The sequence below is a fragment of the Qipengyuania citrea genome, assembly GCF_009828015.1.
Lineage (GTDB): Bacteria > Pseudomonadota > Alphaproteobacteria > Sphingomonadales > Sphingomonadaceae > Qipengyuania > Qipengyuania citrea.
Genome location: NZ_WTYG01000004.1, coordinates 113,048 through 137,749, shown reverse-complemented (window position 1 = coordinate 137,749; position 24,702 = coordinate 113,048). Strand labels below are relative to the sequence as shown.

General features: G+C 61.0%; 25 protein-coding genes and 1 pseudogene. 11 read left to right on the top strand and 15 right to left on the bottom strand.

Annotated elements, in window-relative coordinates:
• The first annotated feature begins 78 nt into the window (after positions 1-78).
• Positions 79-381 (top strand): hypothetical protein, encoded by a 303-nt coding sequence (locus tag GRI55_RS12670; protein WP_156488994.1) that lies wholly within the window; start codon positions 79-81, stop codon positions 379-381.
• A gap of 82 nt (positions 382-463) precedes the next feature.
• On the opposite strand, the gene yihA is transcribed toward GRI55_RS12670, so the two are convergent.
• The 6 genes from yihA to GRI55_RS12640 all read right to left on the bottom strand — a co-directional run bounded on the left by yihA (position 464) and on the right by GRI55_RS12640 (position 4,796).
• Complete coding sequence (gene yihA, locus GRI55_RS12665; RefSeq protein WP_063505229.1) at positions 464-1,117, bottom strand: ribosome biogenesis GTP-binding protein YihA/YsxC; 654 nt, start codon at positions 1,115-1,117, stop codon at positions 464-466.
• A complete protein-coding gene (yidC, locus tag GRI55_RS12660) occupies positions 1,114-2,892 on the bottom strand; it encodes a membrane protein insertase YidC (protein WP_160767419.1) in 1,779 nt (592 codons plus the stop codon). The genes yihA and yidC overlap by 4 nt, the downstream gene beginning before the upstream one ends.
• Positions 2,893-2,959: 67 nt before the next feature.
• A complete protein-coding gene (gene yidD, locus GRI55_RS12655) occupies positions 2,960-3,169 on the bottom strand; it encodes a membrane protein insertion efficiency factor YidD (RefSeq protein ID WP_160767418.1) in 210 nt (69 codons plus the stop codon).
• Positions 3,166-3,549 (bottom strand): ribonuclease P protein component, encoded by a 384-nt coding sequence (rnpA, locus tag GRI55_RS12650; RefSeq protein WP_063505231.1) that lies wholly within the window; start codon positions 3,547-3,549, stop codon positions 3,166-3,168. Before rnpA ends, yidD begins: the two co-directional genes overlap by 4 nt.
• Before the next feature lie 85 nt (positions 3,550-3,634).
• Complete coding sequence (rpmH, locus tag GRI55_RS12645; RefSeq protein WP_050599757.1) at positions 3,635-3,769, bottom strand: 50S ribosomal protein L34; 135 nt, start codon at positions 3,767-3,769, stop codon at positions 3,635-3,637.
• A 133-nt stretch (positions 3,770-3,902) separates the two neighbouring features.
• Complete coding sequence (locus GRI55_RS12640) at positions 3,903-4,796, bottom strand: alpha/beta hydrolase (protein WP_160767417.1); 894 nt, start codon at positions 4,794-4,796, stop codon at positions 3,903-3,905.
• 161 nt (positions 4,797-4,957) lie between these two features.
• Here GRI55_RS12640 and GRI55_RS12635 point away from each other — a divergent pair.
• Together GRI55_RS12635 and GRI55_RS12630 are read left to right on the top strand one after the other, a co-directional pair.
• A pseudogene (locus tag GRI55_RS12635) lies at positions 4,958-5,605 on the top strand (magnesium chelatase domain-containing protein); the annotation flags it as partial.
• Positions 5,606-5,645: 40 nt separating this feature from the next.
• Positions 5,646-7,250 carry a recombinase family protein gene (locus GRI55_RS12630; protein WP_237452533.1) on the top strand — a complete coding sequence of 535 codons (1,605 nt, stop codon included), beginning with the start codon at positions 5,646-5,648 and terminating at the stop codon, positions 7,248-7,250.
• A gap of 68 nt (positions 7,251-7,318) precedes the next feature.
• On the opposite strand, the gene GRI55_RS12625 is transcribed toward GRI55_RS12630, so the two are convergent.
• Entirely contained in the window at positions 7,319-7,612 is a 294-nt protein-coding gene (locus tag GRI55_RS12625; RefSeq protein ID WP_160767415.1) for a hypothetical protein, read from the bottom strand.
• 546 nt (positions 7,613-8,158) lie between these two features.
• Positions 8,159-8,716, bottom strand: a complete 558-nt coding sequence (locus GRI55_RS12620; protein WP_202392502.1) for a hypothetical protein — start codon at positions 8,714-8,716, stop codon at positions 8,159-8,161.
• Between the two features lie 96 nt (positions 8,717-8,812).
• Between GRI55_RS12620 and GRI55_RS12615 the strand changes: the two genes are divergently transcribed.
• Positions 8,813-10,414, top strand: coding sequence for an adenylosuccinate synthetase (locus tag GRI55_RS12615; protein ID WP_160767414.1), 1,602 nt, complete (start codon positions 8,813-8,815; stop codon positions 10,412-10,414).
• Positions 10,411-11,106: a DUF7002 family protein gene (locus GRI55_RS12610; protein WP_160767413.1), complete on the top strand. Its 696-nt coding sequence runs from the start codon at positions 10,411-10,413 to the stop codon at positions 11,104-11,106. The genes GRI55_RS12615 and GRI55_RS12610 overlap by 4 nt, the downstream gene beginning before the upstream one ends.
• On the opposite strand, the gene GRI55_RS12605 is transcribed toward GRI55_RS12610, so the two are convergent.
• Positions 11,103-12,470 (bottom strand): hypothetical protein, encoded by a 1,368-nt coding sequence (locus GRI55_RS12605; RefSeq protein ID WP_202392501.1) that lies wholly within the window; start codon positions 12,468-12,470, stop codon positions 11,103-11,105. The genes GRI55_RS12610 and GRI55_RS12605 overlap by 4 nt on opposite strands.
• 248 nt (positions 12,471-12,718) lie before the next feature.
• Between GRI55_RS12605 and GRI55_RS12600 the strand changes: the two genes are divergently transcribed.
• A complete protein-coding gene (locus tag GRI55_RS12600) occupies positions 12,719-13,042 on the top strand; it encodes an antitoxin Xre/MbcA/ParS toxin-binding domain-containing protein (RefSeq protein WP_160767412.1) in 324 nt (107 codons plus the stop codon).
• Between the two features lie 62 nt (positions 13,043-13,104).
• Positions 13,105-13,527: a hypothetical protein gene (locus tag GRI55_RS12595; protein WP_160767411.1), complete on the top strand. Its 423-nt coding sequence runs from the start codon at positions 13,105-13,107 to the stop codon at positions 13,525-13,527.
• A 50-nt stretch (positions 13,528-13,577) separates the two neighbouring features.
• Here the strand turns inward: GRI55_RS12595 and GRI55_RS12590 are convergent, their stop codons facing one another.
• Genes GRI55_RS12590 through GRI55_RS12580 form a run of 3 tightly spaced genes read right to left on the bottom strand, consistent with a single transcriptional unit; the run spans position 13,578 to position 17,835 of the window.
• Positions 13,578-14,087 (bottom strand): hypothetical protein, encoded by a 510-nt coding sequence (locus GRI55_RS12590; RefSeq protein ID WP_160767410.1) that lies wholly within the window; start codon positions 14,085-14,087, stop codon positions 13,578-13,580.
• A gap of 38 nt (positions 14,088-14,125) precedes the next feature.
• The gene (locus tag GRI55_RS12585; RefSeq protein WP_160767409.1) at positions 14,126-16,489 is read right to left on the bottom strand and encodes a hypothetical protein; all 2,364 of its coding nucleotides are present in this window, start codon (positions 16,487-16,489) and stop codon (positions 14,126-14,128) included.
• Positions 16,486-17,835, bottom strand: coding sequence for a hypothetical protein (locus tag GRI55_RS12580; protein ID WP_160767408.1), 1,350 nt, complete (start codon positions 17,833-17,835; stop codon positions 16,486-16,488). The genes GRI55_RS12585 and GRI55_RS12580 overlap by 4 nt, the downstream gene beginning before the upstream one ends.
• 234 nt (positions 17,836-18,069) lie before the next feature.
• Between GRI55_RS12580 and GRI55_RS12575 the strand changes: the two genes are divergently transcribed.
• Positions 18,070-19,740: a type I restriction enzyme HsdR N-terminal domain-containing protein gene (locus GRI55_RS12575; protein WP_160767407.1), complete on the top strand. Its 1,671-nt coding sequence runs from the start codon at positions 18,070-18,072 to the stop codon at positions 19,738-19,740.
• A gap of 303 nt (positions 19,741-20,043) precedes the next feature.
• Here GRI55_RS12575 and GRI55_RS12570 read toward each other — a convergent pair whose 3' ends face one another.
• From GRI55_RS12570 to GRI55_RS12560, 3 genes are read right to left on the bottom strand one after another with little or no spacing between them, the layout of a single operon-like run.
• On the bottom strand, positions 20,044-20,964 hold the full coding sequence (locus GRI55_RS12570) for a reverse transcriptase family protein (protein ID WP_160767406.1): 921 nt from the start codon (positions 20,962-20,964) through the stop codon (positions 20,044-20,046).
• Positions 20,951-21,268: a helix-turn-helix domain-containing protein gene (locus tag GRI55_RS12565; protein ID WP_202392500.1), complete on the bottom strand. Its 318-nt coding sequence runs from the start codon at positions 21,266-21,268 to the stop codon at positions 20,951-20,953. The genes GRI55_RS12570 and GRI55_RS12565 overlap by 14 nt, the downstream gene beginning before the upstream one ends.
• Before the next feature lie 23 nt (positions 21,269-21,291).
• Positions 21,292-21,492, bottom strand: coding sequence for a hypothetical protein (locus tag GRI55_RS12560; protein ID WP_237452532.1), 201 nt, complete (start codon positions 21,490-21,492; stop codon positions 21,292-21,294).
• Positions 21,493-22,294: 802 nt separating this feature from the next.
• Here GRI55_RS12560 and GRI55_RS12555 point away from each other — a divergent pair.
• The 3 genes from GRI55_RS12555 (at position 22,295) to GRI55_RS12545 (ending at position 24,597) form a co-directional block, all read left to right on the top strand.
• On the top strand, positions 22,295-22,798 hold the full coding sequence (locus GRI55_RS12555; RefSeq protein WP_160767404.1) for a YfbU family protein: 504 nt from the start codon (positions 22,295-22,297) through the stop codon (positions 22,796-22,798).
• A gap of 2 nt (positions 22,799-22,800) precedes the next feature.
• Entirely contained in the window at positions 22,801-23,313 is a 513-nt protein-coding gene (locus GRI55_RS12550; RefSeq protein ID WP_160767403.1) for a hypothetical protein, read from the top strand.
• A gap of 390 nt (positions 23,314-23,703) precedes the next feature.
• Entirely contained in the window at positions 23,704-24,597 is an 894-nt protein-coding gene (locus GRI55_RS12545) for a DUF2971 domain-containing protein (RefSeq protein WP_160767402.1), read from the top strand.
• Positions 24,598-24,702 lie beyond the last annotated feature (105 nt).

Below are 24,702 nucleotides of genomic sequence, written 5' to 3'. Positions count from 1 at the left end.
TCCCTCCCCCTAGACTCTGTCTCGCCCCTGTGTATCCTCTGAAAAACTAAAGACACAAGAAACGACAGGAGGTCCGCAGTGAAATGGCAGGCGTTACTTTTTCTTGGTCTGACAATATCTGGTGCGGGCATGGCTTCGGCCGATGAGCGTACGGTCAAGCCGGGTTACAAGGCTTCGGGCGAACCGATCACCAATCCGGCTCATCCGGGCTACGATCCGGACCTGATCGTTTGCCGTGATTGGAGAAAGACCGGCACACGGGCGAAGGTGAGGAACGTGTGCCTCACGAACAAGCGCTGGGCCCGTGTGATGCGTGACGGAAATTCCTTCGCGCGAAGCCTGGTCAGAAATGCCTCGGGTGAGAATACGGGCGGCTGGTAAATGCCCCGCCAGCCTGGCCCTGCCAGTCTTGCCGATCTTGCAGCTGGAGGTGCGAGAAAGTCCGCCGCGAAGCGGATGCCACCTAGACCCCCGCGTCGCCCAGGACCGCCGCCCTTAGCTCGCCGATACCCATGCCCTTTTCCGCACTGGTAACGTGGATTTCGGGGAAGGCGGCGACGTGTTTGCGTGCTTCGGCTTCGGTGGCCTCGATCACCTTGGCGAGTTCGCTGGCCTTCATCTTGTCGGCCTTGGTCAGCACGACACGGTAACCCACCGCTGCCTCGTCGAGCATTTTCATCATCTCGCGGTCGACATCCTTGGGGCCGTGGCGCCCATCGACCAGCACCAGCGTGCGCGCCAGTACGGGCCGGCCGCGCAGATAGGTCTTCACGAGGCTCTTCCACTTCTCGACCACTTTCACTGGCGCCTTGGCAAAGCCGTAGCCGGGCATGTCGACGAGACGGAACAGCGTGGGTTCGCCCACTTCGAAGAAGTTGAGTTCCTGCGTGCGGCCAGGCGTGACCGAAGCGCGCGCGATCGCCTTGCGCCCGGTCAGCGCATTGAGCAGCGAGCTCTTGCCCACGTTCGAGCGTCCGCAGAAGGCGATCTCGGGTACGGTGGGTTCGGGCAGGAACTTGAGCTGCGGCGCCGAAAGGAGGAAATCCACCCGGCCCGAGAACAGCTTGCCCGCGCGCCGTTCGAGCGCGGCCCGCTCGGCAGCTTCTTCGGTGCTCATGATCCCGCCTTTGCAGCTTCGGCGGCTTTGCGCGCCTTTTCTTCCTCGATCGAGGCGCGCAGCTGCGGATGCTTCGAATAGAGGTACTTCTGCTGCGCCAGCGTGAGCACGTTGGAGGTTACCCAGTACAGCAGCAGGCCGGCGGCGAAGGGCGCCATCACGAACATCAGGATCCACGGCATGATGTCGAAGATCTTCTGCTGCATCGGGTCCATCTGGCTCGGGTTGAGGCGGAAGGTCAGCCACATGGTGAAGCCGAGCAGCACAGCGAGCACGCCGAGGCCGAAGATGATCATCAGGAACTGCGGCACGTCGATCCCGACATAGGCCAGCGCATTGGCAAGATTGGCCGGGTCGGGCGCGGACAGGTCGCCGATCCACAGGAAGTCGCGGTGCCGCATCTCGATCGCGAGATAGAGCACCTTGTAGAGCGCGAAGAACACCGGGATCTGCAGCAGCATTGGCAGGCAGCCCGCAACGGGGTTGACCTTCTCGCTCTTGTAGAGCGCCATGATTTCCTGCTGCTGCTTGGGCTTGTCGTCCTTGTACTTCTCCTGCAGCGCTTTCATCTTCGGCTGGATGGCCTTCATCTCCGCCATGCTGGCGAAGCCGCGCTGCGCGATCGGGAACATCAGGCCGCGCACGATGAAGGTCAGCCCGATGATCGCGATGCCGAAATTGCCCACCGCGTCGTAGATCGTGCGCAGCAGCCACAACATCGGCTTCTCGAACCAGCGGAACCAGCCCCAGTCGATCGCCAGGCCGAACTTCTGGATGCCCGCATCCTCGTAGGAATCGAGCACCGCGCTTTCCTTGGCCCCCGCATAGAGGCGCGAGGTGACCGTCAGCGCATTGCCCGCGGGCAGCGTGGTCGCTTCGTAGATCATGTCGGCGCGGTAGGTTTCGTCGCCCATCGCGCGGAAGGTGGTTTCAGGCGCGCTGTCGTCCTGCGGGACGAGCGCGGCGAGCCAGTAGATATCGGTGAAGCCGACCCAGCTGGTGCGGCCTTCGGGCGAAACGCGCTGGTCTTCGTCGAGATCGTCGTAATCGATGTCGTAATCGGCGCTGTCGCCGAACACGCCGATCGGCCCCGAGTGCGCGATCCACAGGTCTTCGCTGGCCGTACGGCTGGTGCGGTTGACGAGTCCGAAAGGCTGCACGACCACATCATTGCCCGCAGTGTTGGCCACCGTCTGCGCGGCAGTGATCATGTACTGGTCATCGATCGTATAGCGGATCGAGAAGGTCAGCCCTTCGCCATTCTCATGCGTCAGCGTGAGCGGGGTGTCGGCGCTCAGCACATCGCCATCGGCTTCCCACAGCGTCTGCGGCCCGGGTACCTTGAGGTTCGAGCCGACCCAGCCGAACTGCGCGAACTGCTGCGCCGGGGTGCCGCTGGGCGAGAAGATGCGGACCGGTTCGCTGTCCTTCTGCGTGGTCTCGTCATACTCCTTGAGGACGATGTCGTCGACGACGCCGCCGCGCAGATTGACCGAGCCGGCCACCCGCGGGGCGTCGATGCGCACGCGGTCGGGACTGGCCAGCGCGGTCTTAACGTCGGCGACTTCCTGCGCGCGCATCGCCGGATCGACGAGCCCGCCGGTGCGCGAATGCTGCGTCGCCGCCTGGCTGGCCTGTTCGGTCGGGGTGTCCGCCCGGTCTTCCACCAGCGCCTGTTCGGGCTGCGGATAGAAATAGTCCATCGCCGACGTCCAGCCCAGCAACAGCAGGAAGGAGAGCGCAATGGCGAGGATCAGGTTACGCTGGTTGTCCAAGGTCGGTCCCGTCTTTGTCCGGTCGAATACAGAATGTGGGGAGGTGTCTTAGCCTGTCAAGACAGTGCTAGGGCACCGGATCGTGGCCGTGGCCGCCCCATGGGTTGCAGCGCAATATACGCTTGAATGCCATCCATCCACCCTTGATCGCGCCGTGTTTTCCCAGCGCCTCGATCGCATACTGGCTGCACGAGGGGTGATAGCGGCAGGTCGGCGGCAGGATCCGGCTCGGCCCGAGCTGCCACAGGCGGGCAATCCAGATGAGCGGCTGCTTCACGCGCGGCGGCTGCGATGCGCACGCGGGCTGCGCGCGCGATCGCCCTTGCCCTGCGCCGCGCGGTCGAGCGCAGCGGCCAGCTCGTCGCGCAATTTGGCGAAATCGCGTTCGACCCCGCCCGCACGGCCGATCAGGACATGGTCGTGATCGGGCAGGCCGCTATCGGGGAGTGCGTCCCACAGCAATTCGCGGAACCGCCGTTTCATGCGGTTGCGCACCACTGCATTGCCGATTTTCTTGGTCACCGTGATGCCATAGCGCTTGCCCCGCCCGTCATTGGGGTGGGCCAGCAGCACGAAGCCGGGGCGCGCCACCCGCAGCCCGCGATTTGCCGCCAGGAAGTCGCCGCGCTTGCGGATGACGGAAAGACTCGGGTCCATGGGAGTCAGATACGCGAACGGGCCCCCCGAGGGGAGCCCGCTGACTGTCCGTGACTATCGCTGCGCCGGAGCGCAGCGCATCACATCACGCGCAGAGGTTCTTGCGGCCACGGGCGCGGCGCGAACGCAGCACCTTGCGGCCACCCGGGGTAGCCTTGCGCGCGAAGAAACCGTGGCGCCGGGCGCGTACGAGGTTCGAGGGCTGGAATGTCCGCTTCATCGGATCGTCCTTACTAGATAGGTTGGTTGCCGGTACGAACGGTTCGCTCCGGCACAAGGGTCGCCCCGCTTGATTCGATCTCGGGAGCGACCGCCTTACAGGGCCGCGCGCCTAGGCGATAGGCCCGGGGGCGTCAAGAAAAAGTGACGTTGGCGTAGGTCAGCGTCGGGGCGGGCTGTGCCTGCTGGTAGCGTGCAGGCGACTGGGCGCGCTGCGTCTTGCGGCCCGTCCAGCGGCGCATGTCGCTTGCATCGAGCCACAACGCGCGGGCGTGCGGCACCGAATTGGTGAAGGCGTAGAACGAACGGGCCTGCTCGGCGCTCATACCCATTTCGCGATAATAGTCGAGATACTGGCGGTTTTCCTGCGCATGCATGGCGAAGTCGTCGGCTTCGCGGCCATAGGCGTCCATCCAGCTGTGCACGGCGAATTCGGCACCCTGCGCAATGTCGCGTTCGACACCGGCAAGGAACAGCTCGACCGCGCCCGAACGCACCGACCCGACGGCGGGCACATGCGTGACGAGACCGGCTGCGCGAATCATCCGGCCGACCTGCAGGTTGGCGCGGTCGTCGCGCGTGCCCGGGCATTCGACCATGTCGAGCTGCTCGAGATCGGGAAAATCGCGCATCATGGCGCGGAAGTAGCCCGGCGTTGTGGCATCGGTTTCACCGACCAGCGCGACGCGGCGATCGTCGAGCACGCGGAACGGGCCGTATTGCGCGACGCCGCGGTTGTAATTGCGGAACCGGCGATCGACGAAGGCGGGGGCCTTCCACACAGGCAGCGCGGCGGGCGCATGGACCTGTGGACGCATGGCGGCGAGCTGCTTGGTCTCGGTCTGCGGCTTTGCTGCGGGGCGCGAAACGGCCTTCGGCGCGATCGCCTTGCCCTGATGGGTTTCCTGGACCACCGGGCTGGCGACATAGACCACCGGGAGGTTGACCAGGGTCAGCGACTGGGCGGCTGCGGGGGCAGCAAACAGCGAGCCGACGGCGGAAGCGATAAGGGCAGTGATTCGAAACATGGCAAGCTTATGCGGCTCGCCCGGTTTCGACCGGCTCAAGAGGTATGGCTAACTCGCTGTTAACCATAATAGTTCACTGGCGTTGTGGTTTCTGTTTACCCTCGACAAGCGAGGCGTTCGCGGCCATCATCTACGGGTAACTACGGGGGTGGGGATTCACGCTGGTCGCGCTGGTCAAAACCGTTGCCTATCTGGGGCTCGAAGCGCGCAGCGTGGAAGTTCAGTGCTCGGTCGCGCCGGGCCTGCCCAAGTTCAACATCGTCGGCCTGGCCGACAAGGCGGTCGGCGAAAGCAAGGAACGCGTGCGCGCGGCGCTGGCGGGCATGGGGCTGGCGCTGCCGCCCAAGCGGATAACGATCAACCTCTCCCCCGCCGATCTGCCGAAGGAGGGGTCGCATTACGACCTGCCGATCGCGCTGGCGCTGCTGGCGGCGATGGGCGTGACCGATGCCGAACAGCTGGGCGACTGGATCGCGGTGGGCGAACTCGCGCTCGATGCGCGGATCGTCGCTTCGCCCGGCGTACTGCTGGCGGCAATCCATGCGAGCGAGGCCGAGGTCGGGCTGATCTGCCCCAGCACGCAGGGATCGGAAGCGCGCTGGGCGAGCGAGGTCCCTGTGTGTGCCGCGCCCGACCTGGCCAGCCTGCTCAACCATCTCAAGGGTACGCAGCTGCTGTCCCAGCCCGAACCGGGCGTGGTGGCGAGCGAGAGGAGCGGCGGCGATCTCAAGCAGGTGAAGGGGCAGGAAACCGCCAAGCGCGCATTGGAAATCGCCGCGGCGGGCGCGCACAACCTGCTCAGTTACGGTATGGCTACACTTCAATCGGAAATAGCGATAAGAAGCCATGATGGATTGTGTCATTTACATGCGGTGGTCGAGCGCTGAACAATCACGCGGATCGACACTCGAACGGCAAAGAGACGATTGTCGTCGCCACGCTTCGGAAAACGAATGGTCGGTAGTCGATGAACTCGTTGACGATGGTATCAGCGCTTTCAAGGGGCAGCATGCATCAACCGGTGCTTTAGGGAGATTCGTCGCCGAGGTGGACGCCGGACGGTATCCGGACGGGGTCGTCCTGCTATGCGAGAAATTGGACCGGCTTTCGAGGCAGGAGCCGGGGAAGGTGTTCCTTTGGATGATGAACCTCACCGAGGCCGGTGTTACTGTTGCCACTGTCGATGGGAGCCGTCGCTATTCGAAGGGCAATTTCGACATGGCTTCAATCATCGAGGTGGTGGTGAAGGCCCAGCTCAGTCATGAAGAATCCGAGAAGAAGAGCCAGAGGTTGGGTGCGGCTTGGGCGGCGAAGCGGCGCCGTCTGAACAGCGGCGAGAAGTTCGTGATGACCCGCCGTGCGCCTGCTTGGCTTGATGTGGTGGGTTCGCCGCCGGTCTTTATACCCAACTCGGAACGAGCCGAGATCGTTCGTCGTATTTTTGAGGAGACCGTTGCCGGCTTCGGGAAAGCCCATATTGCGCGAAACTTGAATCTGGACGGCGTGCCGCCGTTCGGGAGGGCCGAAGCCTGGCACGCCAGCTATGTTCAGAAGATACTTCGGAATCCGGCCGTCATCGGTGAATTGCACCTGGCCCAGAAGGCGCGTGGAGGCGAAAGGATGATGACCGGGGAGGTGATCCTCGATTACTATCCAATAGTGATCGATGCAGACCTCCATCGCCGCGCAATGCTCGCGATGAAAGAAAGGTCTCGCGTTTCGACCGGCCGCGGTCGACGATTGGTCAATCTGTTTTCGGGTCTCGCACGCTGTGACGCCTGCTCGTCGAAGATGATCTTCAGGAGCAAAGGCAGGAAGCAACGCGCTGACGGCTCATGGGTGAACGAAGACTATCTGGTTTGCGACGGCTACCAACGGGGCCGCGGATGCCAAAACCGCACCCACTACAACTACACGATCTGGGAGAATGGCATCCTCGACCCCATCATCTTCGAGGCTCTTCACGAAGACCATGCGGCATCGCAGTCCGAGCTGCGTGGAAACGAGATCGAGATCGCGCAATTGGAACGGATATGGGAGGTGGCCAAGGCAAAGGCCGATTCCGCTCTACGCATCGCCATAGAGACCGGGAGGCCCGAAGCACAGGTTGCCTGGACCGCGTTGACAGATGAGGTCGATATTGCCTCGACAAAGCTGGAGGAAGCTCGAGAAAGGCTTCTCGCCTTGAAACACGCGCCCAGCAAGGAGGAGCAATGGGAACGCATCAACGGTCTCCGTGCATCCCTGCACGCCGACGACGGGGATGTGAGATTCGAGGCTCGGTCCAAGGTCAGATCGGCGATCTTCGCATTGGTGACAGACTTGCGGTTCCACGGTCCAGACACGGTAGGGGTGACGATGATTGTGGGAAACGAATGGTCGGTGACCATAGATTACAATGACATGCTCGGCGGCACTGAGTGGATCAGAGGACCCATCGATCCAATGTCGTGATCCGCGCGACGTCGGATGAGGATGGGTAGCGATCGGCACGAGATCGTCAGCGATCGCTACTCAACAAGTTAACTCAGCAGATTGCCTTGCGAGTCGAACGGTATGGGGGTCGCTTCGAGAGCAAGTTCCTGACCGACAGCCTCCTTTTTGTGTACCGTCTCGATGCGCACGCCGCTCGGAAGCCGAGGCTTGCATTCTATCACATCCGCGACTTCGCGACCTTTGGCGGTCTTCGGCACGGTCTTGTTCCCAAGGTCGAGCCTGATCCGCCGCTCTTGGAAACGGATGCCATCGCCGAGAATGTATGTCCCTGTGAGCACTCCGTTCTTCCAGTAGACGATGATATGATTTCCATCCTCCATGCGGATGCTCTGCGATCTGCCCAGATCCCGATGGATCGAACGTAGCGTTTCTTCGATGGGGAGGTTGCGTTGGACATCCGGCCGGGACGTTCGTAGGCAGAGCCCGCATCCGTATAGGAACCGGTGATGACGAGGCCGTGCTTGTCTAGTCTGACGAAATAGGCGAGCCACGACGTACCGGGGGCGGCCCGGCCATGATGAACTATGCTCAGGTGTCGCGCAGTTCATGGGTACGATCGGCCCGGTGACGCACCGTGATGCCCGTCAGGTGCTCTTCGCCGTCGAGTGGTCCGACCTCGGTCTGCTAGTGGATTGTGATCCACGGATCCGCTTCCAGGCGCTTTGAAAGGTAGCTGGACATCGATGCTGCCAGCATCGTTTCCCTTACATGTGGATGCACACGTCCGGTGGATCGGCTGAGATCATCGCGGGCTGGCCTGCGGAAGTTTCGGCACCGATTATGACTGCATGGTCTCACGGCAGGATCGAGCTTCGATCTCGGTCGCAGCGTAGTACATGCCCCTCGGCGCGGCCGGGGGCGGTCGCTCAGGGTCGTAAGTCCGAGAAACGGCGGAGGAATTCGGCCTTTGCCTGTTGAGGGAGGAGACCACGTACCGTTATATCGGCTGGTGCGATCCCGGCCTCGACCGCCCAGTCCGCACATTCGGGAGCCATGACCTGCATCTGTTCGGCTGCCAGGACCCGCAGATCCGCTTCCTTGATGACCGGTTTGGCCGCCTTGCTCAATCCGAACCGCTCGTTGATCGCTTCTTCAATGTCGGCCTCGATTGCCTTGTAGTCGGGGAGCAGCTGTTTCAGGGGACGCGTGATGTCGCCTATGAAGGCTTCTGCGGCATCGTGCAGAAGTGCCTCGTACGCAAAGTCAGCGACAGTCTCGCTGACGAGGATGGAATGTTCCGCGACGGAATAGAATTTCCTGCATTGCCCAGCATAGCGGCAAACGTGGGCGAGTCCGTGGGCGACGTCGTCTATGTCGAAGTCGCTGCCAGAGGGATCGAGGAGATCGAAACGTTTGCCGCTCGCCAGCATGATCGTCGGCCCCTTCTGCGAGACGATGGCCAGGGTAGGTGAGAAAATGTTCACGCTGGTTCCTTTTGTCACGTGCGGTGCGTCGAGGCGTTGTCTAGGCAATTATAGGATGCATGAGGTCAAAACCAAAAACAGGAAGGAAGTGATTCCATGAAGCACCTGATTGTTCTGTCCGGACCGATCGGCGTAGGCAAATCCAGCTTCTTTGAAGCTTTGGAAACATTCGGTGCAGAACGCATCTCAACTCGCTCGTATATCCTGGATACGACCGGGTGCGAAAATGAGCGGCGGGCGCTTCAGGACGCAGGAGATCGGCTCGACCGCGAGACCGATGGCGGTTGGGTGGCCGACGCCGTGGAACCAGTGGTGGAAGCATCCAGCGCTCCGATCCTCGTTCTTGATTCCGCCCGCATCGCAAAGCAGGTCGCAGCATTGCGTTCAAGGTTCGGCGGGAAACTCGTCCACATCCATCTCTACGCGGACCACGAAGTGCTCGAGGAGCGATACATGACACGGGCCTCCGATGTCCGCGAGTTCGATACCTACGAGCAAGCCGCCGCCCATGGTACCGAGGCGCAGGTGTCGACGCTGGCCGATATCGCGGATCTCGTCCTGGATGGTTCCGCCGCGACCAGCGAGGAACTCGCTGCCACCGCGATGGCCTGGCTGGGTCAGCCGGCACCGCGCCTCGAGCGCACGCTCGACGTGATAGTTGGCGGACAGTACGGCAGCGAGGGAAAGGGCAATGTCTGCGCGCATCTGGCGGAGAACTACGATTGCCTTGTACGCATCGGCGGCCCGAACGCCGGCCATCGCGTGGCCGATCCCAAGTACAAGTATGTGCAGTTCCCGTCAGGATCGAAGTCGAACCCGAACGCGAAGATCGTCATCGCAGCCGGCTCGACGCTCTGGCTGCCGCAGCTCATGCTCGAGATGCTGGATCACGATGTGACGCCTGAACGACTGACGATCGATCCTCAGGCGATCGTGATCGACGATGAAGATCGTCGTATCGAGGCCGGGGATACCGAACGCGGCCTGAATCGGATCGCGACGACGGCACAGGGCGTCGGCGCTGCCGCCGCTCGGAAGATCCTCAATCGTGGTGATCCGGTCTTCGGCCCTCCCGTCAAGCTCGCGCGGGATGTCGAGCAGCTGCGGCCCTACGTCCGTTCCGCGCGTGAAGTCATCGAGGCCATGCTGGCGCAAGGCCGTCTGGTCATGCTCGAAGGCACTCAGGGTACCGAACTCAGCATTCATCACGGACGCTATCCCCATGTCACCTCGCGCGAGACGTCGAGCTCAGGCTGTCTGGCGGATGCCGGTGTCTCTTTCGACGTGGTGCGTGATGTCATAATGGTCGTGCGGACCTATCCGATCCGCGTAGGTGGACCGTCCGGCGCGATGGGTCAGGTGATTGATTTCGAAACGATCCAGGAGCGGTCGAACATTCCCATCGAGGAATTCGACAAGACCGAACGCGGCACGGTGTCCGGGCGAAAGCGCCGCGTTGCCGAGTTCGACTGGGCGCGCATTCGGCGTTCGGCGCAACTCAACGGCGCCACCAAGATCGCCCTCACCTTCGCGGACTACTTCGGCGTCGAGAACCGGGAGGCGACCGACTACGCGTCGTTGAACGAGCAGACCCAGGCGTTCATCCGGAAGCTTGAGATGGTAACCGGCGTCCCGGTCGCCTACGTCTCGAAGGCGTTCGCAAAGGATGGCGTTCTGGAGAAAGGAACCTGGACGTGAAAGTCGATACCCTCGTCGAGAAATACCCACGCCTCTATCACATGGCGCATGAGGGCGCGTGGCCGGCGATAGTAGAGCACGGGCTGCTGAGCGTGGAGGCGCTGCTCGATCTCTACGGCATCGAAGGCGAGGAACGGGAGGCGCATTTCGCCCGGCACCGGCCGGAGATTGTCCCGCTCTCCGCGGATGGGCTGCCCGGTGCGGTGCTGCGTGACCAGAAGCCGATGCGAGACAGCGCGTTGGAGAAGTGCCTGGAGGATGGGCTTCAGCCTTCCGACTGGTATCGGACACTCAATTCGAAATCCTTCTTCTGGCTGTCACGGAAACGGGTCTGGAATCTCCTGGACGCACGAGCGTACCGCGGACGGAAGCAGACGGTGCTCACCCTTGATACCGCGAAGCTTGTCGATGCCTACCGGGATCGTATCCTGCTCAGCCCGATGAACAGCGGCTCCACGATCTATGCCCCCCTGCCCCGAGGCAAGAGCACGTTCCGGCGGATCGAGGATTTCCCTTTCGAGGAACGCCGGAAGGCGGGTCGCGGCCTGTATGGCAATGTGGTCGAACTCCTGGTCGAGAGTGGGGTGCCTGACGTGTCCGAGTACGTCCTCGCGGTCCACGAGGCCGAGAAGGACAGACTGCTCGGAGAAGTCTGGCGCAGCGTTGACGCCACGGACGAAGACCACCCTTAGGCGTGGGTCTTGGTGGCCGTGAAACGGGCTGGCCGTCCTTCCTTGCGCAGCACATCGGCTATGTGACTTGTAAGACCCACCTTGCCCTCGACCAGGACGCCAGCCCCGCGCGGCATCTCTGCGAGTAGGTCGCGGAGCGCAGGCAACCCGCACGAAACGTCGAACTCGAACCATTTTTCGGTCTCGCCGTCGACTATGACACTTCGGGTACTGACGCTCTGACCCCTGTGGAGCTGGACGCACCAGGCCGTCTTGCCGTCGTGGACCCATTCGAAGCGGACGGGGCCCAGTGAAGAGGAGAGACGCCGGTTCAGGTTCTCCACGTCCGCCCGGATTTCCTGAGGAAGATCGCCAGGCTGGACCCTGCCCGTCATGAATTCATCGCCCTCGCCTTGCACGCCTTCGATCAGGAAGCCGCCATCCGCCGTGGTGATTGCCGCACCTGAATAGCCGGCTGCCACGGCGTCCTGTGAGAGCACGGATGCGATCTGGTCCCCTTCCGGATCCTCCTTTTGCAGCAGTGTGAAAGGGTCGATCCAACCTTTTACCGTCGTATAGAGACCGGGCTGCTGCTCCGTCGGACAGGTCCGCGTCCACACTTCCTGCTCACCGGTCGATCTGCCGAACTCGAAGGGACGGATCCGTCTCGATATCACGAGTGTCCTCGGCACGCACGCTCCCGCGAGGTGCGCAATCATGAGGCCGAATGCCTTGTCGCCGATCATTCGGCTGAAGTTGTTCGGCCAGGTCACCTCGCCACCGGCAACCGAAGGAGCACCGAATTCGTGTTCCCAGAGCAAGGTGTGGGTCTGTTTCCAACCCATGGGCCGTGGGTGGATGCTGAATTCGGTCCGTTCTCCGATTGCCGCGTCGAGATCGGGGCGAAACCCGTACACCATTTCCAGAAGCGCCATGCCTTTCTCGAACGGCATCGAAGCCGTCCCGGGCTTCTCCACGCATCTGGGAGTGTCGTCGGGAGAGAATTCGAGCGTCTGACCCTGCAGTACCCCGGATACGCCGCCATCTGAGATGTCGACCGTCTCGTTCACGATCGTATGGAGGCCCTCCGCAGTGAGCCGCTCGACCGTCCTGCAGGCCTCCTTTGCACTCTTCAATCCATACACGAACTCCCGGCTGCGAGGATCGCTGGGGAGATAGCTGCGCACGTTGACCGAATGGTCTGCGCTCGCCGCGAGGAGTGTCTCGATAGCCTCGTGGGTATCGAGATAAAGCTGATTGGGTTCGTGACCGGCGATGCGCGAGTGGCTCTGCCTCGCCTTCCCGCTATCGGGACGGAAGGCGACGAACTGGGCGACGTTTCCCCGCATGGCGAGAGAGTCGAGAATCGCGTCCTTGTGATGCATGATGCGTTTCCTTTCGCTTGTGAGTTGACGGAGTTCAACCTCGTTCGGCCCACGATGCCCGATTGACCGCCTCGGCTTGGCATGGCGGTTTCTTGCTCGACGGATGCCTTTTCGGCCGTTGCGATGCGTGCCCACCGACCGTTGGCTTGGCTGGCATCGTCCGGGAGATGGCTAACACCCCGGGAACTACTTTAAAGTAGTTGCATTGATCTGCTCGACGGGATCGCTTTCTTGAAGGGACACGAGCCATGCAGCTTCCGCAATTCGACGAGGTGAGCCATCTTGCCGGTAGGGTTAAGGCCAGGGCGCCTCTTTTCGGCATCGGCACGAGGGAACTGGAGATGCTGTTGGCGCCGCTGCCGCCGAAGGAGACCTTCGAGGCGAAGCTGCGCCAATTGGATGCCGTACTCGGTCTGGCCGCGTGGTCGGAACAGAGAGATCCCGCAGCCTGGTTTCGCCGGTCCGATCCGTTTCTCGAAGGCTCGGTTCCGTGCGAATTGGCGATCTCGCTAGCCGGGCTGCGACTGATCCGTGTCTCGCTGGAACGCCGGTATCACGGCTCTGCGTCGTAAGTCTCGTCATTCCGTGCGCGCACAATGATGGTCCTTGCAGCGCAGACATCAGGCCTGGGAGCATGAAGCGGTCCACTCCCATCGGCCGCTGGCGGGCTGAGTGGCTCGAGGTCACATCGTCGGGGCGGTTCCTGCGTTACGAATGCGTTGACACCCCGCGGCAGTTGAAGCGCATCGTGGCGCAATTGGCATTAGGCGCCTGGAACGCGGAGATCGCGGTCGTTCACCGAGAACATCGTCTGATTACGACGCGCTCACGGATCGATTCATGGGACCCATCGATAATGGAGATGCCGGACCCCGCGCCTGATCCCTTGTTTTCTCGCGACGAGAGAAAGAACGCGGCCACCAATGACCTGCGTTCGGGTGTGAGGCTCTTGGCAAGGGCGGCAGTCGACGCAGGGCTGATGACGAAGCATCACGCAAGGCTTCTCATCTCTGCTGCAGAAGCGCTGCTTGAAACGGGCACTAGCCTCGAGAAATAGGTTCGGGCTGTCCGGTGCCGGCGCAGAGCAGTTGACAGCGAGTGCCCCGCTCAACGGTCGCTCCCACGCGTCACGAGACGGCGGACCGGACCGGGATCACCCTTCCCCTCTTGCGTGGCGTTGCGCGTGACCAGCATCTGGACGTTCGGCGGCCTGACGGATTCCATGAACGCATCGCGCTCGGCCGTCGCTTCCTTCGCCTCGCGCTTGAAGCGCGGGATCAGCTTTCGCAGGCGCCGGATGAGCGCGATGGCATAATCGAGTCTTGCGGTGAGATGTTCGACCCTGCGCTCCAGAGCTTCGATCCGCGCGTCGCGGGGATCGCCGGACGCGTCCCGCTCGCCATCCCCCCATTGGGGGTGGGGTCCGAACTTCTCGACCCAGCGGAGGCGCGCCGGCCGCAGGATTTCCTTCCTTCGGCTGACCACCGCTTCCGACACGCCGGCCAGCGAAGCGATCAGTGCAGGGGATGGCCACTCGTCCTTCGCGACTGCCTTGTCGCAGGCGTTCGATATCGCTCTGTCGCGTTCTCTGCGCTCGACACCGCGCCGCTTCCTCATATGCTTCGGTCCGCCCGAGCCATCCGATAGACGCTTGCTCATGCTTCGGCCCTTCTGAACTCGGCATCTGCGGCTATGGTCCGCATCTTCGCCACACGGTTACTGACCGCAGTCGATTTCTGGCGCTTGGTCCAACGAGCATAGTAGCCTGCGATCCTGAGATCGGAATGGTTGAGCATCGCCCGGATGTAACGCATGGGGACCCCGGCCTCTCGCATCTCGTTCGCACCGGCGTGACGCAGATCGTACCAACGTACCTCCCGCCACCCGACCAGCAGGTACCTCAGGAACAGGGCGATCTCGTCCATCCGGAGGGCTTTGCCGTTCCACTGGAAGATCAGCGCGGCATCGCCAGGCAATTTCCATCCTACCGCAGGCAGGGGTGTGACCATGGGCAGGTGCCCGTTTTCGTACTCATGGATGCCCGATATTCTTTCGGCCAGCGCGAGGGCGCCCTTGAAGGTATCGTTCGAGACCGGGAACCACACGGGCTCTTTCGGCAACGGCTTTCCCGGTCCGCATTTGGGGAACGCTTCGAAACCCGCCTGGGCCTGCCCCCTCACCCGTTTCACCGACCAGCCGTCCGCATCCTGTACGGTCTGCAGGACTTCATGAGGGCGCGCCAGCGTGTCCCTGGACAGGTCATAGGCGACGGATGCGAAGCGCATGGCCGTCCCGAATTCCTTGACCGGCACGATCACCCTGTTGCGTGCCAAGGCGTAACGGTAGACGCTCCAACCGCACCTATCGAAGGTCAGGAGACCCCCCGAGCACGCCGTATAGGCGGGTAGGCCCGTTCGGAGGAGAGCCCTGTGACGGATACGCCGTGATCTGACATCCAGTCCATTCGGAGCTGCGATCGTGGCCATTGCGAAGGGAAGAACGAAGAACGGCATTTCACTTCGTTCGCCTACCAACGGCACGCACCCATTGTATTCGAAGAATATCTCATCGGGCCTTTCCCCGCTTTCGGTGAGGGCTGCGAGGCTCGTCAGTCCCTGTTCGTCTCTTTCTACCACTGTCCCGTGGGTCGTCCGGATGGTCGGGATGATCGCGCTTGCCCGCCAGATGGTCCAATAGGTCCTCTGGCTACCGCTGAGTATCCTGCCCTTCTCATCGAGCACCGTCGTATCGATCGCGCAGCGCAGGCTTCCGCAGGCCGGCAGTTTCGTTGCGGCCGCATCGAGACCGGCTTCGATGCCTTTGAGCTGTTCCATCCTGAACGTTGTGCAGTCATCGATTTCCGGAAGCGCGTCGCTGACCTTGTCGCTATGGGCTTTCCGCCGCCCTTCCGCAGAACCCTTTCGGCCCTTGAACTCGGCGTGGAACAATTCGACGATCTCGTCGAGGTCGGCAGGTGTCGCGAGCGTGAGGTCTTCCATTCCTCCTGCCGCTTCTGGATCGGCATGCGCGATCCATCGCTTCATCTGTCTCATGCTGGACAGGACGAATGAAACGAGGCGGTACCGGACGTAATAGCGATAGCGCGACCTGCATTCGTCATCGGTGATTATGTGCTTCAGCGTGTCCCCGATCGCCTCCTGGTCGCGATGATCGGACTCGGGATGTCGTTTCGCGAACTCCTGGTCGAAGCGCAGGAATGCTCGTGCGATCTCGGACGTACGGCGAGGGGCTCGGCTTTTCGGTGCGAACAGGAACAGGAAAGAGGACGCGGCGGGAAAGATCCTTTCGACCTGGCCCAGACATCTCCGGGACGCCGGACAGGGGGCTTCGATACCGGGGTTCGTGAAGTGGGTTTCGGGGATCGCGCGGAGTCGCGGTTCACGTTCGCACAGACTGTCCACACTGGGGACCGCCCCTTGGAGAGCCAGTCTGCGGCCTGCTTCTCCACACAGGGCCTTGAGAGCTTGTGTGGTGGATTCTCTTACGCATTCCGGCAATGGGAGGAATGCGGCGATCTCGGTCTTGTGGAAGGAACCGATCTCTTCCAGCTTGATGGCGGCACCGAGCAGGACGTTGTGCGGATGGGGGTATCGGGCGACGACCCGCATCCAGCGGCGGACGGATTTGTAGAGGTCGAACTGCTTGTGCTTCGTGAGCAACGGAAGGTCCGCAGCCCAGTCTTCGTAGACCCGCTGGATGTCCTTCGAAGGATCGATGCGCATCCAGTATGTCGGCTTTCCGGCTTTGCTGCCTGAGCGTTTGCTCTCGAAGATGCCAGCGCGGCGCAGTTCGGTGGCTGTTCCTCGGTTGAGGGCATAGACGGACTGGAATGCTGCGAAGCTGACCCATATCGGCTTGCAGAAGGTGCGGACGTCGACATCCACCCCTAGACGAGCCGTCATCTCGCCCCGATCATCGGGATGGATGGCGAACGAAGCCACCTCGAACCGCGGCATCTTGGTGCGCCTGGTGCTGCGCTTGGCACGCTCCTTGGTCACGCGTCCGTCCTCCGCCTCGGAAGGTTCGCGATAAGCCGGTCAGCCTCTGGATCCTCCAGCTTGTTGTCTCGCGGGAGCACGAAGCCTTCCCTCTTCGCCCGCTGACGCTCCTTGCGGCGCTCCATCTGATCGAACTGTTTCTCGATCGCCCTGCGCTTCTCTATGAGGGGTGCGTATCGGCCGGACTGATCGGAATTGTGCCCGAAGGTCTTGCCCAGCTCCTCGCATTTGCCCGGGATGTCCTCTTCGTGCTCTGTGGTCGCGTAGATCTCTTCCATCTCGGCGGTGTAGGTGGCGTGCCGGTACCAGCCGGGAGTGGGCCTCCGGGTGCCCTGATCGGAATGGATGAGCACACCGCCCTTTTCCATGGCTGGTCTGAACCAATGCCCGTTGAAGGTGGAATAGTGAAAGGGGGTTCCGCGACTGCTTGGAAAGAGAGGGATGGAAGCGAGTTCGCTCCTTGCTGCAGCGTCATTCCGCTCGGCCAGTTCGCGGACCCTGTCCATCAGCGATCTTCCCTCCTCGGTGGGATGAGGGCGGCAATCGAATTCCTCGATCAGACGCTCGCGCACTTCCGGATGGAGGATGATGGGCTTCTGGTAGTTGCCGCGCTCGAACTTGTTGCGCCCCCAGAACCAGTCCCCGAAACCGCTGCCGGACCAGCCGAGCGTGTCACCGAAGGCCACATCGGAGTAGCGCTGTCCGCTGACTTCCATCGTCATGCAGATCTGCAGGACTTTGACCGGCGCGCCATAGGCTCGCACGGCTTCGGTCATCGTGGGTCCGCATTGGTCCGGATCCTCCATTAGGGGCGGATAGATTTCCCGGTTCACGGTCCGGAAGCGACCGCCCGCATGGACGAAGCCCCACTTCGCCTTGGGATGGCGGCGGCGCCAGTAATCGTGTTTTTCCGTGTCACTCTTGTCGTGCCAGCCGGTGATGGACCAAGGATTGGCCTTCGGACACAGGAAATGCTTGGCGCATGTTTCACGGAACTTGCGGAGGGTGGCTATGCGATCTGAGATGGGATTGTTGCATCCCTTCGGATTTTCGACATGGAAGTCACCGTCAAAGCCGGGGGCACTGACGACGATCAGTTTCAGCGCTTCCAGATGCGCCTTGGCCCTTCTTACCCCCGCCCCTTCGCAGTCCTCAGTGAAGATCGCGTCTTCTGGCTCACCCGGTTCCAGTTCGAAGTTAAGTTCCTCACGGATGAACCGCAGCCGCCTTTTGCGGTCGGAGACCGCATAGCTTCCGAGACAGTCCACCAAGCAAAGGCTCATGGTCTCGCGGTAGCCGTTCTCGAGTGACACCACGTCGCCGGGAGGAGAAATCAGATAGCGCATGACGCATATATATGAGCAGGAGATGCATCTTGCAATCATATATCGTTATCGTTTCAGTTCACCCGGTTAGCGCTATCTTCCGAGACGGTCGGACGATACCAACAGTCGTTGTCACTTTGCTTTAGATTGTTTCCTAGTGTCCGAGGGGGTCGGATCATTTAGGCAGCGCCACAATTGGGAACTGGTACCCCCTCCAGTTCGCTCTCCATCGTCTGCGCAATGCCTACGCCATCTATGCTGACGCACCGCAATGTCCTCTCGCTGATCAATGTCGGCGTCGTCCGTCAGTCCATCGCAACCCACTCTACTGAGCGGATCCAGTCTCTTGAGAAACTCGATCGGTTCTCCGAGCAGGACGTCCGCGAAGAGATCATCACACCGCTTCTACGGGCAATCGGTTACAGGAAGGAGTCGATGTTCTCCGTCGATCGGGAAGTCTCGCTCCGGATCGCCAAGAAAGGTCTCGCCGTCGACTACAGCGTCACGCTTTGGGAGGAGAACTTCTGGATCATCGAGGCCAAGAAACCGGACGTGACAAAGGGCGTCTTCGGCTACAACGCGCTCTGGCAGGCGGTCCAGTACGCGATCCATCCGAAGATCAATGCAGCACTCGTGGTGCTGTGCGATGGTCACGCGCTTGAAATCTACGACAGGGAAGAAAGCCTGGAATCACCCGTGCTGCGGGTGATGCGCGAAAACCTCTTGAAGGACCTCGATCTGATTCGCGCGCTACTTGGCCCCCTGCAAGCATGGTTCTTCGAGAAGCGTCGGGTAGTGCGGCTGCTGGACAAAGTGTTCGATCGCGAGTTCAGCCTGGGTCGTTTCGAGGAAATGGCCAAGCTTCTCCGGCGGCGGCTCGACAGCAAGCGCGATCGGATCATCGACAATATGAGAGCCTTGCCGGATGGCGATACGCCGGAAAAGGTAGATGTCGCGCTGCGGTCGCTGGAGACCCCTGAGCTCATCGAAAGCCGATTCTGGCTCGAGATGCCTTGGCGCCAGATGAAGACTATCGCATCGACTCTCGTATCACGGAGCCGCGACGATGCTATTGCGATTTCCTCTCGCATTTTCCCTGATCGTCCGCGCTCCGCCAATCACGCGTTTCACATTCATTCGCTCCAATACCTTATTACGCTGCACGCCGACGGCGGTGAGGCGCGTCATTTACCCGCCTGGCTCTTTCGCGACTCCAGTAAGCCTGATCTCGAAGAAGCCATCAATGACCTGATCGGTCTGTGCCTGACAAATTTCAGCGCCAATCGTGACCGGCAGGTTATTCTCCTGCATGCGGCGGCCAGCCGTCGCGTCGCAAAATTACTTTTCGTGCTGGTACCGCATTTGCGCAAGACAGGTCAGGCGCTCCACTTGGCGCAGCGTCATTTCGGCGACGAGTTCGCTTTCGGCCAGCTGGTTTCGAGCCCCGAGCGGCATCTCATCTTCGAGACCGAACAAATCGAGCGTATGAGCAACGAGCGTTTCGTCGACGCGATGATGGATGAGAAGCAGAGATTTCGGTCGGCGTCGGCACGCAATGAACTGAAGCGCCTCTGGCGAAGCGAGATCACGCTGTTGGACAGCGTTGACAATTACCGCGAGCTCCTGCGCGAGCGCGACCTTGGCGAAACATTTCCGACCGAGACCGCAGCTGTCCGCTACGATCAGCTTGGGCACGGCTGTTTGTGCATGCTTGACGAATTCGAAACATGGAAGGCGCATGCGATCGCGAACTACGCTGATGAAATCGAAACGCTCGCCCGCTTGGGTTCTTGGCAGGCGCGACAGTGGATCGGAATGCCGCGCGACGAGCCAGTCCAAGTGACCGAGCAGGAATATGCGACGCGTTTCTTCCTCAATGACAGTGAAATCTCCGAGCAGCTGGGACGTAGCTATCAGGGATTTTAGGGCTCATTCTTTCAACGGCAGACATTACGAATACCTGCGTTGCGTCAATTGGCTTTCGTCAGCGCTCTTGCCAGCTGGCAGTTTCGGGAAGTTAGGCAATTGGCTGCTATGCGCCCTAATCTCGGCCATTGCAGCTATTTTCGGTCCTTGCCCAAACCTGCCATTCGCACAAGAATGACTGAGGTTACCCTCCACACGAGTGAGGCCCAAGTTCAAGCCTTGCCGCGCCTACAAACTTTTCAAATCTTAGCTGGATGGACGGCCCCGCCAATTCGGTGAGAGGTATTTTCGGGGTAGCGACCTTTACCCCGACGCTTTCATTTTCCTGCGACGTTGAACGGCGGCGTTCTTCCTGGCAGTCCACGATGGATCCACTATCGCCGCCTCGCTCAGCTTGCCGATGAGCGACGGCATCACCCTCAATTTATCTGCTGTCGTTTCGGCTTCCGCTTCTTGCTGTTCTAGCTGGGCGATGCCTTTCGCGCGCCGGTGTGGAACCTCCCGCCCACGCCGCGTCTTTGCGATGCCGGTGAGGACCCGTGGCTGGTTCGGGGAGAAGGTCTTCGCCTTGTGAGCTCGCAACCCGTAGCGCGCGATGATCTTCCGAGCGGCCTGTTGAAACTTGCGGTTTGCGAATACGCCGGTGATTGACATGTCATCGACATAGAGCGTGAATTCGCAATCGTTCTCCCGAGCCAGCGTGTCGATCTCATCGAACATGGGCTTGTATGCCCAAAAGGAGAGGATGGGACTGGCATTGCCGCCGGTCGGCAAATGCCCGTCATGGGTCAGCAGTTGCTTCGCTCGAGAAGCTACGTCCGGCGGATACTCGAGAACGTCCTCGAAGAACCGCTGAACGTGGTGGGAGCTTGAAGACGGGAAGAACTTCTTGATGTCGAGCTTCACGCAAGCGTCGTCAGCGCCGTGGGCGTTGGCATTTGTGATGTAGGAGCGACCCTTCACGCCAGAATGCAAATAATCCGGGGTTTCGATTTGAGCGAGCAGTCGCGCGAAGCGCTGATGAATGAGCTTGAGTTGCGGTTTCGGTTCCTCGATTATCCGGCCGGACTTGCGGTCGGGCCGGACGAGGTAGTTGTCATCGCCCGCCTCGACCAAGCGCTCAAGGGTTGCGCGGGGCACAAGCAACATCTCAGCGAGGCGACGAGGGGAGGTGAGCCGGAAGAGGGCACTGCCCTTGAGTGGGACGCGCTTATGCGTGTTCATGCTCGTCCCGCTCGGCAGTCACGGTCGAAATCCAGTCGAGCATCTTGAGGGTCTTGCCCGCGACGAATGTGCGCGTCTTTTCAGCAGTGGAGGGGTCAGCCGCCTGTTCAGCGAAGAACATGAGCGACGACAGCGGGATGGAGAACGCCTCTGCGTACTTCTCCAGCACCTCCATCGACACTTTCTTATCGCCCCGCTCGAGCTCGGTGATATACGACTTCGACAGCCCGACGCGATTTGCAGTCTGCGTCTTGTTCAGATCATGGAAAACCCGAACCAGTCGCAGAGCTTCGTTCAGCATCATGCATCCTTTCTTGTGAATGACGCCTAGAAGTGACGGAACAACTCGAGGATGGCGCTGATCAGTTTCACGATGGCTTCCGCCATCTTAATCAGCGACATCAGGACAAGGCGGTTCCGCAGAACCTTTCTGAAGCTCCAACGCACTGCTTCCACAATGCGCCGGACCGCCTGCCGTCCGTACTTCCACAACCCGGCGTCTGGGCTCTTTTTCGGCAAATGAGCCATCATGAGTCTCCCAGACCGTCAACCAGCCGAATTGCTGGTCGATCTGCACTAGGTCCGAGAGCGGATCAGGGTTGAGGTTCTACTCCTAGGCGCACACTGCACACGGAAAATCCGAATTACCGAATAACTGTATGCCGAGACCATCCTCGTTTCTCCGACGCCGGGACGCCGGAACGAGAGCTGGAAAGGTGATAAAGGTCCTTGCGGTCCTTCACTGGCGGCGAACCGCCATGCTTCTAGTGCATCTCCATTACCCAAACGCTGAAACGTATGTATGACGGCTGTTCGCCAGACGCAAGCAATTGTTCGCTGCTAGCGAACTTTTCCACAGCTACCTAGCAAACGGGCTCACGTCGCTATTGCGGCATCCGTTACAAATCCGATTGTGCGGCCCCTCGCTCCCGAAGGGCTTCCGGCATCGGAGCCAGTGCCGGCTCTCGGTCGGCACAAGCTCGCCGTTCATGTCCCGGCGCTTTCGCCCGGCGTGGGTGTTGTCGGTGTTGCCCGGACTACTCACGCCACATAGTGTATCGCCAGCATCGTGCCGAAGGCCCGGCGCTGGCCTGCGCGCTTATCAGATCGCGGACGAGCGATTGGTTGTGAGGCGAGCGGACCACATCCACCCAGACCTCTTCCTTGAACGTCTGCATTGCGCCGTACCGGGCCGAGGCGCGCGGACTGTAGGCTCGGGCCGCGTACGCCGAAAGCGCAAGCCTCCGCCCCTGAGGGGGCGGTTCCCAACTTGGCTTGCGCGGGCCTGTTCACCAATTATGAGGGTCCCTCACACCGAACGAGGGAAGTCATGGAACTGACGAAGAAGGAACGGCTGTCATTTGTTTATCAGCTCCGTATTCTTGAAAAACTGTATCCCGAGGATGCAGATCATTACGCAAAGAACAGGACCGCTCTCGAAGAAGGGTACACCTACCACTACGATTGGATGGTCGAGCATCTCTACGACGAGTTGAGCGAAGAACAGTGTCGCGAGGTGATCGACATCCTCGATATGTTCAGCGAAATCGCATGGGGCATCGAGAAGCTGGACGAGGGCGACAAGCTCAGGGAGCACCACATGGCGCGTTTCCCGGGGTTCGACGGCAACAACGAAACGCACCTGATGGCGTATGTCCGCTACTTCGTTGTCGATCTCGACCGCTTCTCGATATTGAAGCACGACGAATATCCCTACTTCAACAGCCACTGCCCGATGCTCGACACCTATCGCGAGATGTTGGCGCGTTGGCGGGGACTCGAGCGGCAGCACAATCTCGGACGCGAACAAATAGCCGCGCTTCTCGGTGACTGACCGTGACCAGTGAGACCGTCACCTGGATTGGCACCGCCTTCTCGATCCTTGGGGCCGGGATTGCGATCTGGCAGGCTTGGCAAGCGCGAACCTCAGCCAACAAGGCTGAGACGGCTCGTCAACAAATCATCGGCCGTTTCGAACATGGCGAGTTGGGAGTGCTTGACGGCGTTCTAGCGGCTGCCCTGAAGGCGATGGAGAAGTATGGCCCGGGTAGCCGCGCATCCTCGCTTCGAGGAACTTCTCCGGACAGCGATGCAAATGCCGTTCGCGCGTTCACAGCCGCCCTTGACCGGCATACTGATATGCTGACCAAGGCCTTCGGTGGGCCGTGTGTTGACGTGCGCGACCCGATCAACGCTTTGCTGGTCGAGTTTGGTGCGGCGAGATCAGCCGAGGAGCGCCTGCCAAAGGGGACCGAAATCTATCTCGAGATTACCACCTTCACTGGAAACATGAAGAAGGCTCTGGACGATCGCACGCTCGACGCTAACGGCGCTGCCGACCCAGCGTGACGAGCTTGCCCAGACAAGAGCTTTAGCTCCAATTCCGCCACCCCGCGCGGGGACCCCCTTCTCTAAGGGCGGCTGCGGACCTTGGAAAGGATGGAACGGCAGCGGGCGGCCCGGCCCTCATATAGGACAGGTCCGATCGGACTGGCCGGTTTGTGAAGAACTCAGGTCCAAAGCTGACTGAGTTGTTCCGGCCCAGTTCGAGTAATCCCCGAGGCCAACCGCCTCGGCTGATTTTCAGCACTGATCCGCTTCGTGAATGGCGTGATCGTCGATCTCCTCCACCTCTCTCGGTCCCGATTGGATAACAATCTGGACGTGCCTCATACGGGCCGCCTACAGCGAAGCGGCGCGACGTCCTACATCGAGGGCTTGGACGAAGGATCCGGACGGATGGCTGATAGCAACAGGGCCTGTGCGGGGCAGGAGGTCGAGGGGCTTCCCCCGCACTTCTACGTGCCGCGCGAGGGCGAGTTGCTCTACCACTACACGAGCATTGCGGGTGCGCGCGGGATCCTCGCCGGGGACGCCCTCTGGCTGTCGGATTTTGCCTGCATGAACGATCCGGACGAATATACCTACGCCCGGGATTGCTTTCTCGAAGTCTACCGGGACCGTCCAGTCTTCGTCGATATGGTGCCACGACTTTTGGCCACGTCCGCGCTGCTTGGGCTTGAGAACAATACCAAGATGTTTATCGGCTGCCTATCCCCGACTGATGACGACCCCGGCCAATGGGAGCGCTACGGGGACGGCGGAACTGGCTGCGCTATTGGAACCGACGCCCGCTTCCTCGTGGATTGGGCAGGGGTGAACGTCCGACGCGTCGTCTATGATCGTGACGGACTGGACCGCTTCGTCGGAGCGGGACTGATGATGCTCCAAGAGGAGCATGAACTGGAGCCCGACGATCGGGAAGCGCTTCTCGAGCTGGCGCAATTCTTCGTCAGCGACCTTTATGCGTTTAAACGGCCTCAGCATCGATCCGAACGGGAGATCAGGATCTCTCGGCTCCTTATCCGGGATGCGGGCGTGGCGAGCGGGTTTAGTGATCACGGCGGCAACTGTCCCGAAGGGCACGTAGATGCCCTACCAGTAGGCGTCAGGGAAGGCCGCTACGGCCCGACGCCTTACGTGGCGCTGCCGCTGTCACAAGGCGATCGAAAGGGTATTCGCTCTTTGACACTCGGGCCGTCTTTCCCCGGCAACCGTCCAGCAGACGCCGATGAATTAATCGCTTCCTGCCCGCCAAGCATCGAAATTCGGCGCGCTGAACCGCGTTCGTAGCGGACCGACAGCTACGTGGCCTCTGTGCTCCGAAAGAAGACAGTCCGCTTCCGACCCATTCAAGCCGCCGGTTAGACTGTTTCAGTTTCAAATCTGATTTGCGGC

What these genes read in the sequence shown, in the direction of transcription:
- yihA (WP_063505229.1), bottom strand. Translation starts at nt 1,117, where the DNA reads ATGAGCACCGAAGAAGCTGCCGAGCGGGCCGCGCTCGAACGGCGCGCG.
- rnpA (WP_063505231.1), bottom strand. Translation starts at nt 3,549, where the DNA reads ATGGACCCGAGTCTTTCCGTCATCCGCAAGCGCGGCGACTTCCTGGCG.
- rpmH (WP_050599757.1), bottom strand. Translation starts at nt 3,769, where the DNA reads ATGAAGCGGACATTCCAGCCCTCGAACCTCGTACGCGCCCGGCGCCAC.
- GRI55_RS12640 (WP_160767417.1), bottom strand. Translation starts at nt 4,796, where the DNA reads ATGTTTCGAATCACTGCCCTTATCGCTTCCGCCGTCGGCTCGCTGTTT.
- GRI55_RS12630 (WP_237452533.1), top strand. Translation starts at nt 5,646, where the DNA reads ATGGATTGTGTCATTTACATGCGGTGGTCGAGCGCTGAACAATCACGC.
- GRI55_RS12625 (WP_160767415.1), bottom strand. Translation starts at nt 7,612, where the DNA reads ATGGAGGATGGAAATCATATCATCGTCTACTGGAAGAACGGAGTGCTC.
- GRI55_RS12615 (WP_160767414.1), top strand. Translation starts at nt 8,813, where the DNA reads ATGAAGCACCTGATTGTTCTGTCCGGACCGATCGGCGTAGGCAAATCC.
- GRI55_RS12605 (WP_202392501.1), bottom strand. Translation starts at nt 12,470, where the DNA reads ATGCATCACAAGGACGCGATTCTCGACTCTCTCGCCATGCGGGGAAAC.
- GRI55_RS12600 (WP_160767412.1), top strand. Translation starts at nt 12,719, where the DNA reads ATGCAGCTTCCGCAATTCGACGAGGTGAGCCATCTTGCCGGTAGGGTT.
- GRI55_RS12595 (WP_160767411.1), top strand. Translation starts at nt 13,105, where the DNA reads ATGAAGCGGTCCACTCCCATCGGCCGCTGGCGGGCTGAGTGGCTCGAG.
- GRI55_RS12590 (WP_160767410.1), bottom strand. Translation starts at nt 14,087, where the DNA reads ATGAGGAAGCGGCGCGGTGTCGAGCGCAGAGAACGCGACAGAGCGATA.
- GRI55_RS12580 (WP_160767408.1), bottom strand. Translation starts at nt 17,835, where the DNA reads ATGCGCTATCTGATTTCTCCTCCCGGCGACGTGGTGTCACTCGAGAAC.
- GRI55_RS12575 (WP_160767407.1), top strand. Translation starts at nt 18,070, where the DNA reads ATGCTGACGCACCGCAATGTCCTCTCGCTGATCAATGTCGGCGTCGTC.
- GRI55_RS12570 (WP_160767406.1), bottom strand. Translation starts at nt 20,964, where the DNA reads ATGAACACGCATAAGCGCGTCCCACTCAAGGGCAGTGCCCTCTTCCGG.
- GRI55_RS12565 (WP_202392500.1), bottom strand. Translation starts at nt 21,268, where the DNA reads ATGATGCTGAACGAAGCTCTGCGACTGGTTCGGGTTTTCCATGATCTG.
- GRI55_RS12560 (WP_237452532.1), bottom strand. Translation starts at nt 21,492, where the DNA reads ATGGCTCATTTGCCGAAAAAGAGCCCAGACGCCGGGTTGTGGAAGTAC.
- GRI55_RS12555 (WP_160767404.1), top strand. Translation starts at nt 22,295, where the DNA reads ATGGAACTGACGAAGAAGGAACGGCTGTCATTTGTTTATCAGCTCCGT.
- GRI55_RS12545 (WP_160767402.1), top strand. Translation starts at nt 23,704, where the DNA reads ATGGCTGATAGCAACAGGGCCTGTGCGGGGCAGGAGGTCGAGGGGCTT.